Origin of the sequence: Janthinobacterium rivuli (assembly GCF_029690045.1) — a bacterium.
In the GTDB taxonomy this organism is placed as follows: domain Bacteria; phylum Pseudomonadota; class Gammaproteobacteria; order Burkholderiales; family Burkholderiaceae_D; genus Janthinobacterium; species Janthinobacterium rivuli.
In genome coordinates, this window is record NZ_CP121464.1 from 4,748,217 (window position 1) to 4,763,846 (window position 15,630).

At 63.8% G+C, this 15,630-nt stretch carries 12 protein-coding genes; 6 read left to right on the forward strand and 6 right to left on the reverse strand.

Annotated features, from left to right (window positions below):
* The first annotated feature begins 76 nt into the window (after window positions 1–76).
* From P9875_RS21610 to P9875_RS21635, 6 genes are all read left to right on the forward strand, one after another.
* Entirely contained in the window at window positions 77–1,012 is a 936-nt protein-coding gene (locus P9875_RS21610; protein ID WP_099400359.1) for a LysR family transcriptional regulator, read from the forward strand.
* A gap of 29 nt (window positions 1,013–1,041) precedes the next feature.
* Window positions 1,042–1,659 carry a gamma-glutamylcyclotransferase gene (locus tag P9875_RS21615; protein ID WP_263635117.1) on the forward strand — a complete coding sequence of 206 codons (618 nt, stop codon included), beginning with the start codon at window positions 1,042–1,044 and terminating at the stop codon, window positions 1,657–1,659.
* 290 nt (window positions 1,660–1,949) lie between these two features.
* Window positions 1,950–4,274, forward strand: a complete 2,325-nt coding sequence (locus tag P9875_RS21620; RefSeq protein ID WP_278316561.1) for a sigma 54-interacting transcriptional regulator — start codon at window positions 1,950–1,952, stop codon at window positions 4,272–4,274.
* Entirely contained in the window at window positions 4,249–5,469 is a 1,221-nt protein-coding gene (locus P9875_RS21625) for a DUF917 domain-containing protein (protein WP_278316562.1), read from the forward strand. The genes P9875_RS21620 and P9875_RS21625 overlap by 26 nt, the downstream gene beginning before the upstream one ends.
* On the forward strand, window positions 5,466–6,179 hold the full coding sequence (locus tag P9875_RS21630; RefSeq protein WP_278316563.1) for an aspartate/glutamate racemase family protein: 714 nt from the start codon (window positions 5,466–5,468) through the stop codon (window positions 6,177–6,179). Before P9875_RS21625 ends, P9875_RS21630 begins: the two co-directional genes overlap by 4 nt.
* Window positions 6,180–6,475: 296 nt before the next feature.
* Window positions 6,476–8,389, forward strand: a complete 1,914-nt coding sequence (locus P9875_RS21635) for a PatA/PatG family cyanobactin maturation protease (RefSeq protein WP_278316564.1) — start codon at window positions 6,476–6,478, stop codon at window positions 8,387–8,389.
* 778 nt (window positions 8,390–9,167) lie between these two features.
* On the opposite strand, the gene P9875_RS21640 is transcribed toward P9875_RS21635, so the two are convergent.
* From P9875_RS21640 to tssA, 6 genes are all read right to left on the reverse strand, one after another.
* Window positions 9,168–10,358: a PA0069 family radical SAM protein gene (locus tag P9875_RS21640; RefSeq protein WP_423221794.1), complete on the reverse strand. Its 1,191-nt coding sequence runs from the start codon at window positions 10,356–10,358 to the stop codon at window positions 9,168–9,170.
* Window positions 10,359–10,438: 80 nt separating this feature from the next.
* Window positions 10,439–11,122 (reverse strand): tRNA-uridine aminocarboxypropyltransferase, encoded by a 684-nt coding sequence (locus P9875_RS21645; RefSeq protein WP_176388411.1) that lies wholly within the window; start codon window positions 11,120–11,122, stop codon window positions 10,439–10,441.
* A gap of 71 nt (window positions 11,123–11,193) precedes the next feature.
* Window positions 11,194–12,957, reverse strand: coding sequence for a methyl-accepting chemotaxis protein (locus tag P9875_RS21650; protein ID WP_035820608.1), 1,764 nt, complete (start codon window positions 12,955–12,957; stop codon window positions 11,194–11,196).
* A gap of 264 nt (window positions 12,958–13,221) precedes the next feature.
* The gene (locus P9875_RS21655; RefSeq protein ID WP_176388412.1) at window positions 13,222–13,734 is read right to left on the reverse strand and encodes a lipocalin family protein; all 513 of its coding nucleotides are present in this window, start codon (window positions 13,732–13,734) and stop codon (window positions 13,222–13,224) included.
* Between the two features lie 21 nt (window positions 13,735–13,755).
* Window positions 13,756–14,556 (reverse strand): substrate-binding periplasmic protein, encoded by an 801-nt coding sequence (locus P9875_RS21660; RefSeq protein ID WP_278316565.1) that lies wholly within the window; start codon window positions 14,554–14,556, stop codon window positions 13,756–13,758.
* 33 nt (window positions 14,557–14,589) lie between these two features.
* Entirely contained in the window at window positions 14,590–15,621 is a 1,032-nt protein-coding gene (gene tssA / locus P9875_RS21665) for a type VI secretion system protein TssA (protein ID WP_278316566.1), read from the reverse strand.
* Between the last annotated feature and the right edge of the window lie 9 nt (window positions 15,622–15,630).

The window sequence follows — 15,630 nt, forward strand, 5'->3', positions numbered from 1 at the left end:
TCAGCTTTTCACCATTAGAATCGAGTTACAGCTATCATACAAACAATTTTTAACCATTGATTTATCGGATTATCTTATGAGTCCCAGCCTGCGGCAAATGCGCGCCTTCGTGGCGCTGGCCAAGACCGGCAGTTTTACCCTGGCCGCCGAATACCTGCACGTGACGCAGTCCGCCTTGAGCGGCTTGATCAAGGAACTGGAAAGCGTGCTGGGCGTGCGCGTGGTCGAGCGCAGCACGCGCAAGACGCAGCTGTCGGAAATCGGCCGCGAGCTGTATCCGCTGTTTGAAAAGATGATCGAAGACCTCGATGGCGCCATGGCCGGCATCGCCCAGCGCAAGGCCCTGAAAACGGGGATGGTGCGCATCGCCGCGCCGCAGATGATGGCCTGCACCCTGCTGCCGGAAGTGATCGCCGCCTATCGCCAGGCGCACCCGGACGTGCAACTGCGCCTGGTCGACTGCCCCGTGGAAAACGTGTCGGCGCGTGTCTTCAGCGGCGAAGTCGATTTCGGCATCGGCCCCGAGCGCGACCCGACGGCGGAAATCGCCGCACAAGTGCTGTTCGAAATGCCCTTCGTGCTGGTCTTCCCCGAGCAGCACCCGCTGCAGCAGAAAGAGCGCGTCACCTGGGCCGACGTGGGCGACTATCCGTTCATCTCGCTGCAAGGCCAGTTCACGGAACGCCTGCTGCGCGACATGCACGGCGCGTTTCGCGAGCTGTCGCTCAATCCCTACAACGAGGTGACCTTCATGACAACGGCGCTGGCCATGGTCAGCGCCAACCTGGGCATCACGGTCTGCCTGCCGTACGCGGAACCGATGGTCAAACTATATCAATTGCAGATGCGCGCCCTGCACGAGCCGGAACTGACGCGACGCTTTTTCGTCTACACGAAGACGGGGCGGTCGCTGTCGCCGGCCGCCGAAAGCTTCATGGCCTTTTTGTTCCGCTTTGTCGAGACGCACGAGTGGAACGTGGGAGCGGGCGGCACGGCTGGCGCCGCTTTATAATCGGGCATCGTCCTTTCACCGCTCGCACCATGACTCAGCCTCACCAGAACGATCTGTCCGCCATCGACGCCGCCACCATCGCCATCAACCAGCGCATGAACAAATTCGACGGCCATGCACAGGTCTGGCTGTTCGGCTATGGCTCGCTGATCTACAAAGCGGACTTTCCCTATATTGAACGGCGCCCGGCCAGCATCGCCGGCTGGACGCGGCGCTTCTGGCAAGGCTCGCACGACCACCGGGGCACGCCGATGGCGCCGGGCCGGGTCGCCACCATTGTGCCGCAAGCGGGCGCCGTGTGCGACGGCATGGCTTACCTGATCACGCCCGAAGTCTTCGCCCACCTCGACCACCGCGAAAAGAACGGCTATTTGCGCCTGGCCACCGACATCACCTTCGACGATGGCGGCAAGGTCGAAGGCCTGGTCTACATTGCCAACGAGGAAAACGCCGCCTTCCTCGGCGCCGCCCCGGAACTCGACATCGCGCGCCAGATCGCCCGCTCTGCCGGCCCCAGCGGCCCGAACAGCGAATACCTGCTGCACCTGGCCAGCGCCCTGCGCGAGCTGGGCAAGAGCGATCCGCACGTCTTTGCCATCGAGCAACATCTGGCGCAATTGAAGGATGCGCCGCCAGCAGCGCAGTGAGTGACGGCGGGCAAGCAGCTTGCATGATGCAAGCGATGAATATATTTTCATTGTGACAATTGGCGACTATCGCCGTTTTATTAGCGGCCATAATCGGAACGCGCGATTCCTTTATGCATGAGTGGAGCAACGGTACGCGTCAGCAGGCAGCGGGGCAGAACAAAAAATACGGCCCTGCATGATCGGAGCGAAATCACCGGAGCGAGACGACCATGTCCGAAAGGTCTATGCTGCAACAGCATGGGAGGCAGCCGCATTGCATGCTTCCCGGAGCAGGCGCTATTGCCCCTGTGCATGTCCCCGTCCACTGCGGCAGCGCCGGGGGCGGGCTGAACATCATTGGCAGTTCCCCAATATTCCAACGCCTGCTGCGCATGGTCGAAGCCGTGGCGCCGACCCGCTGCACGGTGCTCATCAGTGGCCCAACCGGTTCCGGCAAGGAAATCATCGCCCAGCTCGTGCACCGGCACAGCGGCGATCCCGCTGCGCCCTTTGTCGATCTCAACTGCGGCGCACTGCCGGAACACCTGATCGACGCGGAACTCTTCGGCCATACCAAGGGCGCATTTACGGGAGCGCTCAACAGCCGCACCGGGTTCTTCGCCCAAGCGGGGCAAGGCACGCTGTTTCTCGATGAAATAGGCGAATTGCCGCTAGGTGTACAAAGCAAGCTGCTGCGCGTACTCGAAGCACGCTGTTTCAGGCCACTGGGCGGTGGTGATATCCAGCCGTTCAACGGCCGCATCGTGGCCGCCACCCACTGCGACCTGGCCGCGATGGTGCAAGCGGGCCGTTTCCGCGAAGACCTGTATTATCGGCTGGCGGTATTGAAACTCGACGTGCCGGGCCTGGACCAGCGCCGCGGCGACGTCGCCGCCCTCGCCACTCACTTTGCCAGCCTGCAGAAGCGGCCCATCCGCTTTACCGCCACCGCCATGGAACGCCTGGGCCGGCATGCCTGGCCCGGCCATATCCGCGAACTGCGCAACCTGGTTGAACGGCTGTCGATACTGGCCGAATCGGCGCTGATCGATGCCCACAGCCTGGACGCCTTCCTGTCGGCGGGCATGCCTGAAGACGCGGATCACACGCTGCTGGCGGAAGCCCTGATGCGGCTGGAAGGCGACAACAAGCTGGAGGCCGCGGAACAATTGCTGATCGACTATGCGATGCGCCTTGCCGATGGCAACAAGACGATCGCGGCGCGCCACCTGGGCATCAACCGCAAGGTCATCGAACGCCGCGTGCATGGCGACGAGGAGCGCAGCAATTTTGCCCGCGTCTGCCTGCTGGAGGGACGTGCGCTGATCGAGGCGGCCCGTTTCAAGGAAGCCATCGAAGTATTGCGTCGCGGCCTCACCTTGCTGGCCGCCGACGCCCACCCCTGCACCGCGCGCCGCCTGAGCTGCGACCTGCACCGCTGGCTCGCCATTTCGCACCGCGGCATCAGCGGCTGGCAAAGCGCCGAAGCGCTCGCCTGCTACCAGCAGGCATTGCAGGAAGCGGCGGCGCTGGGCGACGAGGTGGAAATCACCGCCCTGCGCTTCGGCATCTGGAGTTCGCAACTGATGGCGCTGGACCTGGTGGCGGCGCGGGCTACGGCGCAAGACATGCTGCAGCGGGCGCAAGCCATAGGTGACACGGACTTGCTGTCGCAGGCCCATCTGGCCCTGGCCAACACGCTGTTCTGGCTCGGCGATTACCGCGAGACGCTGGCCTGCCTGGAGCGCGGACACCTGCTATGCGGCGCGGCATCGGCCGACACCGGGGGACAGGGCCTGGACATCGCCGTGCTGTCGAGCACTTTCGAAGGCCTGTCCTGCTTCCAGAGCGGCGCCTTCCGGCGCGCGCGCCAGGTAATGGACCACCTGGCATTGCGCGGCGGCGCCGACAACCCGCATCCCTTCCATCGCGCCATCGCACTGCAGGGCGCCGCATGGCTCGCCTGCATGTTCGAGGACTGGAGCCGGCTGGCAAACCTGGCGGCGGACCTGCAAACCGTCGCCAGCGAATATGGCTATCAGTTCTACCTGGGGGTGGGCCAGATATTCCATGCCTGCGCATTGGCGTCGGGCAACATCCATGTACAGACCGAACAGCGCATCGCCGATGGCTACCAGCAATACATGCTGTGCGAAGGCGGCATGCTCTTCCATTCATTCCAGGCCTGGAAACGGGGCGAACTGCTGCTGTCGGCAGGCCAGCCATCGCAAGCCCGGCAACTGCTGCACGGCGCCATCGAACTGGCGCTGGAACATGGCGAACGGGCCTACCTGGTCGAACTGCTCGACATGCATGCGCAGACGTGGATCGCGGTGGGTGACCTGGACAACGCGGAACGCGAACTGGGCAGTGCACTGTCGACCGCCAAGGCGCTGGGCGCGATGGCCGGCGGCCTGCTGGTGGCGACCCGCCTGGCGCAACTGCTGCAGCAGCGCGGACGCCGGCCCGAAGCACTCGAACACCTCACGCGCGCCTTGCGCGGCGTGGAACGTGACACGGCTTTCCCCCGGTTTGCCCAGGCGCTGCAGTTGCAGACCACCCTGGCGCAAACCATTTCCATGCCATGCCAACCTGAGGATCCGCAACATGAGCTATGTGCTGAATCACGATGACCTTGAATCGCTACTGCTGGGAGCTTGCTTCTTCGGCAGCGGTGGCGGCGGCACGCTCACTTCCGCGCGCAGCCTGCTGACCCAATTCCACGCCGGCGATTACTATCCGGATGCCCAAGTGCGCGTGGTCAGCGTCGACGAAGCCACCGATGGCGAGACAGTCATGGTGGCTTACCTGGGCTCGCCCGTGGCGATCAATGGCGCCCAATTTCCGCAAGGTCCCGTCGATGCCGTGATCGCCGTCAGGGAGCGCCTGGCGCTGGAAAACCGCACCCTGGCCTACCTGGCGCCGCCCGAGAGCGGGGCGCTGGGGTTTCTCGTCGCCTGCCTGGTCGCCGCCCACCTGGGGCTGGCGGTGATCGACGCCGATGGCGCCGGCCGCGCCGTTCCCTCGCTGCCGCAGCTGACGTATGCGGCCGAGCAGATTAATCCGCGCCCGGCCTTCCTCGTCAGCCAGTCGGGACTGCGCGTGGAACTCGACGTCCAGCCGAGCCAGGGCGTGAACGGCGCCCGCGCCCACCAGCAGGACGTGGCAACGATCATCGACCAGATGATGCGCCCCATCGTCTCGCAGGCCGATTTCAAGCAGTTCGGCGGGCTGGCCATGTGGATCATGGCGCCGGCGGAACTGGCCCGGGCGCTGCCCGTGCGCGGCACCTTGGGACGCGCCCTGCGCCTGGGCCGCGAACTGCAGGCAGGCCGCTTGCGCAGCGCGGACGAACTGGTCGACTATCTTGCGCGGCAATGCGACATGCGCGCCTGGGCCCTGTTTCCTCAGGGTACATTCGTCGCCGCCGAAGTCGACTCGCGCAATGGCTTCGACCTGGGCAAGATCACCATCCGCGCGGGTGAACGGCTATGCACGGTCCTGTACCAGAACGAATCGCTGCTGGCCTGGGATAGCAGCCGCAGCACGCCCCTCTGCATGGCGCCCGACACCATCAGTTACTTTGTCGAGGGCGATGGCCAGGCCGTGTATTCGAATGGCGACTTGCTGCTGCCTGACGGCACACTCAACCCGGCCCTGCTGCAGCGCAAGGTGACGCTGCTGGGCCTGCAAGCCCACCCGGCATTGCGGGAACGGGGCGGCCTGATACTCGACAGCTTCATGCAACTGCTCAACACCATCGGCTACCTGGGACCCTATGTGCCGCTGGCGGGCAACGCCGGCGCAGCGGCAGGGAGCGCCGCATGAAGCCGCTGCGCATCTGTATCGTGGCGCCGGTGGCCACGGCCGCCTACAACCAGCGCCTGCTCGCCGCCATCGAACCCGTGATGCCGCCCGATGTCGAAGTGTCCGTGCGCAATATTTCGAGCGGGCACGACTGCATCGAATACCGGGTCGACTGGCTGCAAAACGGTTATCCGGTGGTGCAACTGGCCAGGGAAATCGAAGGCGAAGGCTATGACGGCATCTGGCTCAGCGACTTCGACATGTGCGGCGTGGAGGCCGCGCGCGAAGTGATCGACATCCCCATCCTCGGCGGCTTCCCGCCCGCCGCCTTTACGGCGCTGGCCCTGAGCCAGCGCCTGTCGATCATGACGATACTGCCCAGCACGCTCGCCATGCAGCGGGGCCACATGCAGGCTTACGGCTTGCAGGACAGCTTCGCCTCGATCCGTTCCATCGACTGTCCCGTCGCCGACCTCGGCAAGCTGGACACGGTGGTCGAAAAAACTTTCAAGGCCGCCATGCTGGCGATACAGGACGACGGCGCCCAGTCCATCCTGCTCGGCTGCACAGGATTTGTCGGCGTCGCCGCGCGCGTCAGCGCGCTGCTGGAGGACGCGCTGCACACCTACGTGCCGGTGATCGATCCGAACCAGGCAGGCTTCAGCTTCCTGGTGTCCCTCGTGCGCATGCGCCTGCGTCCCAGCCGCGCCTGCTACAGCAAGGATAGCTGAAGCGCCGCACGCGCCCGCGTCACGCCATGCGGTGTCCCGGGCGCCCCCTCCCCGTCCTTGCCGCTTGCCGTTTTCGTCCATCACGCTCAAAAAGAGTGGACGATATCCGCCATCATTGTTGCGTCACGACAATGTAAATCAGCGCCATCCCTTGAAAATCAAGCACTTGGCCTTCTGGCACACCCCTTGCTAAAGATCATGCTATCGGCGCTAGAGCAACAGGCGCCGCAGCAGGCGGGCGGAGCACCTCAAGCGGTGAGCCGCACGCCCTCCAGGACCCAGCAAGGAGCGCCGCCGTGCCGACGACCATGGAAGTATCCACCACCCACGACAGTCTGGCCAATCATGGCTTGCTGCCCGGCCTGGCTGCCTTGCAAGATGGCAACACCGGCTGTGCCGACATCTGCATCGCCGTGCTCGACGGTCCCGTCGATACCAGCCATCCCTGCTTTGCCGGCGCCAGGCTGCAACTGCTCGACACGCTCGCCACGGGTGCCAGCGGCAGCGGCCGGGCATCGCAACATGGCACCCATGTCGCCAGCATCATCTTTGGCCAGCCCGGCAGCCCCGTCACGGGCCTGGCCCCCCATTGTCGGGGCTTGATCCTGCCCATCTTTGCCGACCGCGCCGACGGCGCACTGACACAATGCACGCAGCTCGACCTGGCCCGCGCCATCACCCAGGCCGTCGAGCACGGCGCGCACATCATCAATGTCAGCGGCGGTGAACTGTCCGACAGCGGCAGCGCCGATGGCCTGCTGCAAAAAGCCATACAGCTGTGCCATGAACGCAACGTCCTGCTGATCGCGGCGGCGGGCAATGACGGCTGCGATTGCCTGCATATTCCCGCCTCCATCGAGTACACCCTGGTGGTCGGCGCCCTGGACCGGCAAGGCGCGCCCATGCCCAACAGCAACTGGGGCGAAGCCTATCGCGCGCGCGGCATCATGGCGCCCGGCACCGACATCCTCGGCGCCGCTGCCGCTGGGCGCGTCCGCGTCAACAGCGGCACCAGCTTTGCCACCCCGATCGTCTCGGCCATCGCAGCCTTGCTGCTATGCCGGCAACACCAACATGGGGATCGTCCTGACCCTCGTGGAGTTTGCAGCGCATTGCTGCAGAGCGCAACGCGTTGCAACACCAATGGCGAGCTGGACTGTCGCCGCCTCCTGACTGGGACATTGAATGTGCCGGGCGTCACTCAACTATTATTAAAAGGGAAAATTGAAATGTCAGACGATACTGTGATTGAAGCGAGCCCAGCCAATGCCGACACTTCCGCGCAGGCGCATCCGCTCAGCATTCCCATGCTGGAAACCCCCTCCCCGGCCAACTTCGCGGGCCCTTCCGGCGCGACGCGGCAAGGCATCGGCGCTTCCGGCATCGATGCCTCCGATTGCGGCTGCGGCGGCGGTGCGGCGAAGGGCCCGACGCTGGTGTATGCGCTGGGCAACCTGGGCATCGACTTCGGCAGTGAAGCGCGCCGCGATTCCTTCGTCCAGGCCATGCCACCAGGCAGGGACAATCCTGGCGATCCGCAGCAATTGATCGAATTCCTGCGCGCAAAGCCATATTTCCGCCAATCGCTGACCTGGACCGTCAACCTGGACGCCACGCCGATTTATGCGATCGTTCCCGTCGGCCCATATGCCGACCTGACCTATGAACTGCTGTTCGAGGCCTATGTCGGCACCATCGATGGCCTGGTCGTCATGAATTCGTTTCCCGGCGTAATCTCGGGCGCCGCCAGGCTGATGTCCGGCCAGGTCGTTCCCGTGATCCAGCCGGCCATCCGGGGCATGTTCAGCTGGAATGTGCCGCAGCTGATCGACAGCCTGATGGCGGTGCAGGACAGCCTGGAAATCAACAGCAGCAACACGGGCGCGCGCCTGGAAAACTTCCTGAACCGCATCTATTACGACTTCCGCAACCTGGGCGTCACGGGCATGGACCGCGCGCTCAACTTCTCGGCCACGAATGCCATGCAAGCGGCGGAAATGCTGGCCAAGACCACGGGCATGCAGCTCGATACCATCGTCGTGCAACAGAGCCCTGTCTGCCGCCCGGGCTCCGAATGCTACGACATCATCATGACCTTCTTCAACCCGGAAAACCTGCAGGTAGCCAACACGGTCGCCCGCTTCGCCGTCGACGTCAGCGACGTGATACCGGTCAGCGTCGGCGCAGTGCGCTACTGGTCGCAACGCTAACGTCAACAGCATTTGAATTGTCGGGGCACGTGGGCGCAGCGATGCGTGCACGCGCTTCAGCATACGGTCGTTGGCGGGAAACGATCAGCACCGTACTTCGGTACGCACACCCATTGCCGCTGCCCGCGGCGGCGCCACCACAAGGAGTTTCGAAATGAACAATCTGCCATTGCAAGCCAAAGCCGTACAACGCAGCCCCAGCATCTCCGCCATCAGCCAGGGTGTCGCCCCTTCCGGCATTGCCTGCACCCTGTGCCAAATGGGTTGCAGCGCTTTGAGCGGCACCGCAAAGCAACTCTGCCTGATGGCTTGCAACGCCACCGTTTGCTGATCAAGCCAGCAGGATCGAGCCATCCCGGCTAAACCCGGCATGCCTGCGGGCGATGAGTGTCTCGTCGCCCGTTCAGCCAGCCGGCGTCACCCACGATTGAGGAAGGACAGCGATGCGACTCCCACTACAAAGCCCGCCTGTTTCGCGCAGCGCGCGTGGCCCTATCAACGCACAAGCCAACGTACAAGCCAGCGGCATGCAGCCGTCCGCCTGCGGACCGACCAACACGGGCCAAGGCCAGTGCTTCGATACACACGGGCCGATAGGCGGACCGACAGCCCATAATTGCAGCGCCTGCTGCGCCCGGCGCGGCGCGATTCATTGGCAAGGCGTGAATGGCACCTTTGCCATCTGCCACTGAGCACCGATTCCGCTCGCCAGATTCCCGCCTCCTGCCCTCTGCCGGAAGCGGGAACTGCATTGACCGCAGTCCGGTCACGCCATGCGCTAGAACAAATCCAGCTGTCCCGCATTCCCCCCTTTTACCTTGATTCCCAGCGGCGGCACCACCAGCGGCCGGCGGAACTGCGTGCAATCGAGCTGCTTGAAGCGGCCGCCCTTGCCGTGCAGCCCCAGCCGGTGCACGGCCTTTTCAAAACGCTGGCGGATGAGGTCGGCCCACACGCCTTCGCCCCGCATGCGCGCGCCGAACGCGCTGTCGTAATCCTTGCCGCCACGCATTTCGCGCACCCGGTTCATCACGCGCTGGGCCCGTTCCGGGAAGTGCGCTTCCAGCCATTGCTGAAACAAGGGACTCACTTCCCACGGCAGGCGCAGCACCACGTAATGGGCGTGGATGGCACCCGCGTCGCGCACGGCTTCGAGCAGCTGTTCGATTTCCGGCTCCGTCACGAACGGGATGATGGGCGCAATGCTCACGCCCACGGGAATGCCCGCCTCCGTCAGGGTGCGGATGGTGCGCAGGCGCCGTGCCGGGGCGGCCGCGCGCGGTTCCAGAGTACGCGCGATGGCCGGGTCAAGCGTGGTGACAGTCACGGCAACGGCTGCCAGGCGCTTGGCCGCCATGGGCGCCAGAATGTCGATGTCGCGTTCGATCAACGACGATTTCGTGATCAGCGCCACGGGATGGTCGCACTCGTGCAGCACTTCCAGCACGCGCCGCGTCAGCTGCCGTTCGCGTTCGCACGGCTGATACGCATCGGTATTGACGCCCAGGGCGATCGGTTCGGGCACATACGAGGGCCTGGCCAGTTCGCGCCGCAACAGTTCGGGAGCGTTCACCTTGGCGTAGATGCGGCTTTCGAAGTCCAGGCCCGGCGACAGGCCCAGATAGCTGTGCGTGGGGCGGGCAAAGCAATAAATGCAGCCATGTTCGCAGCCGCGATATGGGTTCAGCGAGACGTTGAACGGCAAATCGGGCGAAGCGTTGCGCGTCAGGATGGTGCGCGCCTGCTCGTCGCTGACCTGCGTCTTCCAGCCCGGCGCCGGCGCCTCACCATCTGCCGCATCCAGGCCGCCCACGCTCCAGCCATCATCAAAACCGGCGCGCGCGTGCACTTCGTAGCGCCCCTGCAGGTTCGAGACGGCACCGCGCCCCTTGTGCGCTTTCAGCGATTGCGGCGGCAACATGGCTTGCCCGGCGAAGCTGTCATCATGCTCTGGAATGATTGCTTTCATGAACGGCCCCATCAACTGTATATACATACAGTATACTATGCCGCTGTGCGGCCAATATCAAGGGCTGCCATGGTGCTATTTCAAGCTTTTTCCCCCTGCGGCATGACATAACTCAACTGCTGCGCGACAAAACCGTCAAATGCCGTGATCAGGGGAACGAAGCGGGCCTCGTCCTGCTCCAACTGCATCAAGGCATAGCACGTCGCTTCCAGTGTCGATAACTGGTCTGGCGCGTGCGCCTTGCGGATCAGGTAATGGGAAGCGGGCGTATCGCGCAGGGGCAGGCGCGGCAGCTGTTGCAACAGGGGATTCAGGTACAGCATCTTGCGGCTCTTGCGCCAGGTGGCGTCCAGCACCACCAGCCGCAATAAGGTGGGATCGAGCAAGATGGCGGGGTCGAGCGCTGGCGGCGGCGCGATGCCCAGCGAACGGTCGCCGGGCGTATCCGGGTATAGCAGCACGTTGTGCTTGCCGGCCAGTAGTCCGGCGAGCGTATCGGGGGCAAACTGCTCGCCCGTCAGCATGCGGCTGTTGGGCAAGCTCAGGTGCAGCAAGCGGGCGCTGCCCTTGGCATTGTGGACTTCCAGCGGATGCTGCAGGATCAGCACGTCCACCGCGTGGGCAACGGGGGCGATCCAACGGCAGATGCAGCTGGATGCGGCGCGCAGGCAGGCTGGGCAGCGCGCGCGTTTGGCGGATTCCCCCTGGGAGGTCGATGCAGCGGTAGAGCTAAGAGTAAGGCTGGAGGTACGGCGGGTGGTCATGGCGGAGCGCGTTCACGGCTGTCTTCAAGCCGCGATTGTAGCGCCCGCGCCATGCTAGGAGGAAACTGCGCTTAAAACTCTTCCCATTCGTCGGCGCCCGATGCCACTGGTGCCTTCGGCGCGCGTGCGCGCGCAGCGTCCGCTTGCGCCGCCTTGCCCGGCGTAGGCGCAGTCACGGCAGGCGCTGGCGCGCGTCGCTTGGCAGGCTGAATGGCGGGACGCATGGCAGCTCGCATCGCAGCTGGTGCAGGCGCCGTCACGGACGGGCCAGCACTGGCCGATACATATTGTTGCGTTGCATCGAGCTTGAACACGCCCACGACCTCGGCCAGCTTGGCGGCCTGTTCCTGCATGGATTCGGCCGCCGCGGCAGCCTCTTCCACCAAGGCCGCATTTTGCTGCGTCACCTGGTCCATCTGGCCAATGGCCTGGTTGACTTGCTCGATGCCGGCGCGCTGTTCATCGCTGGCATCCGTGATCTGGTTCATGATCTGCGTCACGTGGCTGATGCTTTGCACGATTTCATCCATGGTGCGGCCCGCCTTGTCCACCAGTTGCGAACCGGCCTCGACCTTTTGCACGGAATCGTCGATCAAGCCCTTGATTTCCTTGGCCGCCGCGCTGGAGCGCTGCGCCAGGTTGCGCACTTCGGAGGCGACGACGGCAAAACCACGGCCCTGCTCGCCGGCCCTGGCCGCTTCCACGGCCGCGTTCAGGGCCAGAATATTCGTCTGAAAGGCGATGGCGTCGATGACGCTGATGATGTCGACGATCTTGCGCGAGGAATCGTTGATCGAACCCATGGTGCTGACCACTTCCGACACCACCACGCCGCCCTTGCTGGCGATCTGCGAAGCGTCGATGGCCAGCTGGTTGGCGCTGCGCGCATTGTCGGCATTGAGTTTCACGGTGGAGGTCAGCTCTTCCATGGACGACGCCGTCTCTTCCAGCGAACTGGCCTGCTCTTCCGTGCGCGACGACAAGTCCAGGTTGCCGGCGGCAATTTCGCTCGACGCCGTGCTGATCGATTCGGTGCCGGCGCGCACCTGGCCCACGATACTGACCAGTTTATCGTTCATGTTTTTCAGCGCATGCATCAATTGCCCCGTCTCATCGCGGCTTTCCACGACGATATGGCTGGTCAGGTCGCCAGCGGAAACGGCTTCCGCCACCTCGACGGCGCGCGTGATGGGACGCGTGATCGAGCGCGTGATCCAGTACGCGCAGGCGATTCCCAGCAAGATGGCCACCCCGCCCAGCGAGATCAGCAGCAAACGGCCGCTTTCGTAGCGCGAACGGATTTGCGCGGCCGTTTCATCAAGCAATCTGGCTTCCAGCAGTTCCAGCTTCTTCAGCGACGCCAGGTAGATGTCGCGCTTGACGGCCATGTCGCCTTCATACAGGCGCTTGCCCAGTTCCAGGTCGCCCGCATTCTTGGCTTTGAACACATTCTTGCGCACTTCCGTGTAGGCCTTGCGCGTGCTCAACACTTCCTGGTACAGCGATTGCTCTTCGGCATTCAGCTCGCTCTTGCCGATATCGTTCTGGATTTCCGTGGCGCGTGCTGACGAGACCGCCATTTCCTTTTCAAACTGCTTCTGGTGTTCGGGATCGCCCACTTTCCAGGCGGCCGCCGTGCGCGCCGCGTTCACCTCGATGACCTTGGTCCATTCAGCGATCAGTCGTTCATTGCGCACCTTGACGTTGACGAGCGCATCGGTTTCCTTGCTGGCGCTTTGCATCTGCACGATGCCCACCACGGTCAGGCTGGTCAACAGGAGCAGGACGGCGGCAAAACCGCCACCGAGACGTACGCCGATTTTGAGGTTTTTCATTGCGTGATTCCTATCTGAAGAAAACGATGCACAGACGCCACGAAACCGACCTGCTGCTACGTATCAATATAGCAGGCATCTGCCGTGCGGCAATCACGAACGGTGGCGCGACGGACACGTCGCCACCGGAATGGCAGCGCGCCGCAGCGCACTACTTTGGAGCAGATTGTGAGTGAATCAGAATGGTATTGCAAGAAATAACATGCAGAAAAGCAACAATCATAAGGTGAAATGCCGCCACGAACGGGCGGCAGGCAAGCAGTGTCAGTTTTGCTTCACGTAAATCAATTTTGATGTATCGAAACCCAGGCCAGCGGCTTTCCCGATCAGGCGCTGCTGCAAGGCCGGATCCATGGTTGGCGTGCGCGACAACAGCCAGAAGTAAGACTTGTCGGGACCGCTGATCATGGAATAGCTGTAATCTTGCTGGTCCAAATCAAAAACGATGTAGGAACCATAGAAGGGGCCGAAAAACGACACTTTCAGGTAGCCCACGTCTTTCTTGTCAACGAAATACGCCTTGCCTTCCGCGTCCTTCCAGACGGCGTCCGCATCCTTGTAGCCGCGGTTGAGCACTTTCAGGCCGCCATCCTGTCGCAGGCTGTAATCGGCCGTCACCTGGCTCAGGCCGCGTTCGAACGAATGGTCGAGGCGCGCGATCTCATACCATTTCCCCAGATAGCGGGTCGTGTCGAAGTTGCTAACAGGCACAATATTCTCGGGACGGCCCACGCAGCCGGCCAGCACAAGCACACTTAGCAATAACAGTTTTTTCATGTTTTTCTCCGTCCGGTTGAATCAGGGTTGCAGCGCGCGGTCAACGATGCGGCGGATCGCGCCACTGTTCTGCATGCGCACGATGGCGGCATTGAATTGTTCGATAAAGTCATCGCGATAAGGATAGGCGGCAAGCTGGCGCGCCGTAAAACCCAGGTGGCCCTGCTGGCTGGCCAGCTGCGCCATTTCCTGTATCGCCTGCATCGGCGTGCCAGGCGCCCCCTCGCGCCGGATGCGCTGCAATTCCCACTGCGCCGACAGGCGGTCGCTGACATAGCAATCGATGCGCCCGCGCATCAGCTTGAGCAGATTCGTGCGCGTTCCCTTGGCAGGGTCGAGCACGATTTTTTCAGCGCGCAAGGATGCCATCAAGCCCGCGTCGCCTGGCAGGAAACCCGCGTTCACGCCGATATGCAGGCCACCGTAATCGGCGGGCCAGTGCCGCAGCGCGCGTTTGGCCAGCACGTCCTGGTTGCACAGCACCACCAGCTGCTCCATCAGCAGCGGCACGGAATAGCGCACGTACGGCCGCTCGCTGCGCCACGAATACGGCGGATACAGGGCGAAGGCATCGCCCGTCTGCAGCATCAGCAAACCCCGTTTCCAGGGCACGGGACGCAGCTGCACCGCATACTGCGGCATCGATTGCATCGCTTCGCGCACGATCTCCGTGTAAATGCCTTTCATCTGGCCGTTTTCAACATAGGAGTACGGCGGATAATCGTCGTCGCCATAAATCACCAGCGGCGTGACGCCTTCGGCCTGCGCGCTGGCAGCAATGAACAGGCATAGCGCGGCAGGCAAGATGAGCATTCTGAACATGCCCGAAGAGTAGCATGGAAGGGGCCAAGGCCATCATCCGTTTGCACTGTTCGTGCCCAGCATTTCGTCGAGCTGCGCCAGGGTGCTGGAGTCCTTCACGACGGCGCGCAACCACAGATGCAGCGGCAGCTCGCCCCAGCTGGCTGCCTTGTCCGCCAGGTAGGCGACGGGGCTGTGCGGCTCCGTGCGGCGGAAGAAATCGGCCACCTGACGCAGCTGGGCCAGCGCCTGCTGGCGCTGTACGATGGCGCCCCCACTGCCGCCGGCGCCCTGGCCAGCGGCGGGCGGCGCGCCGGCAAAATCCGCACCGGGCGACAGCGGCGCGATGAAGTGAATGGCGTTTTCCAGCACTTCGCGCGCGGCGCGAAAACTCGGGCCGTCGGCGCCGAAACGCGCATCGACGCTGCGCTCGAACGCCAGCAGCGACTGCATGCAGTACTGCGCATCGGCCAGCAGGCCGTCGGAATAGGCACGCGTGTTCCTTTGCCGCGCCGCCTCCATCTGCGCCAGGGTCGTGCCCTCTTCGTGACGCGCATCGCCCCAGCCCTGATCCGCCGCGCCCTGCGCCAGGCTGGCGGTCGCGCGCTGGCGCGCCGCATCGAAGTCCTGCAGCGAATACAGGCCGTCGGTGCCGTCGGTCAGCGGGATCTCGCGCAGCAGCTGCGGCGTGCGCGACAGCAGCCAGAAGACATTGCCGATGCGCTGTTCCTGGTCGCCCTCTTCCGCCGGCGGGTACAGGCCATCCCAGTAACGTTCGCACAGGCCGGCCAGCAACGCGTAGCCATCGCCCAGGCCACGGAAGTGGCGCGTCTTCGCGTGCGCCTCGGCCAGCCACACGGCCACGCGCAAATCCTTGCTGCGCGTGGCGATCAGCTGTTCGCAGCGCGTCGACACGAACGGCCAGTCGGCTTCCTTCAGCGCCGTCACCCATTCGCCCTGGTCCAGGCTGGGATCATCGTGCTGGCGCGCGCGCGCGATGGCGTCGAGCTCCTGACTGAAAGTGAGGTCTTCGCCGCAGGGACTGACGGCGCTGACGGGGTGCAGCAACTGCTCCAGATTGAACATGGCGCTCTC

Excerpts from the sequence above, each read along its gene's own strand:
- tssA (WP_278316566.1), bottom strand. The coding sequence starts at position 15,621 with ATGTTCAATCTGGAGCAGTTGCTGCACCCCGTCAGCGCCGTCAGTCCC.
- P9875_RS21660 (WP_278316565.1), bottom strand. The coding sequence starts at position 14,556 with ATGTTCAGAATGCTCATCTTGCCTGCCGCGCTATGCCTGTTCATTGCT.
- P9875_RS21645 (WP_176388411.1), bottom strand. The coding sequence starts at position 11,122 with ATGACCACCCGCCGTACCTCCAGCCTTACTCTTAGCTCTACCGCTGCA.
- P9875_RS21650 (WP_035820608.1), bottom strand. The coding sequence starts at position 12,957 with ATGAAAAACCTCAAAATCGGCGTACGTCTCGGTGGCGGTTTTGCCGCC.
- P9875_RS21630 (WP_278316563.1), top strand. The coding sequence starts at position 5,466 with ATGAAGCCGCTGCGCATCTGTATCGTGGCGCCGGTGGCCACGGCCGCC.
- P9875_RS21615 (WP_263635117.1), top strand. The coding sequence starts at position 1,042 with ATGACTCAGCCTCACCAGAACGATCTGTCCGCCATCGACGCCGCCACC.
- P9875_RS21655 (WP_176388412.1), bottom strand. The coding sequence starts at position 13,734 with ATGAAAAAACTGTTATTGCTAAGTGTGCTTGTGCTGGCCGGCTGCGTG.
- P9875_RS21640 (WP_423221794.1), bottom strand. The coding sequence starts at position 10,358 with ATGAAAGCAATCATTCCAGAGCATGATGACAGCTTCGCCGGGCAAGCC.
- P9875_RS21610 (WP_099400359.1), top strand. The coding sequence starts at position 77 with ATGAGTCCCAGCCTGCGGCAAATGCGCGCCTTCGTGGCGCTGGCCAAG.
- P9875_RS21625 (WP_278316562.1), top strand. The coding sequence starts at position 4,249 with ATGAGCTATGTGCTGAATCACGATGACCTTGAATCGCTACTGCTGGGA.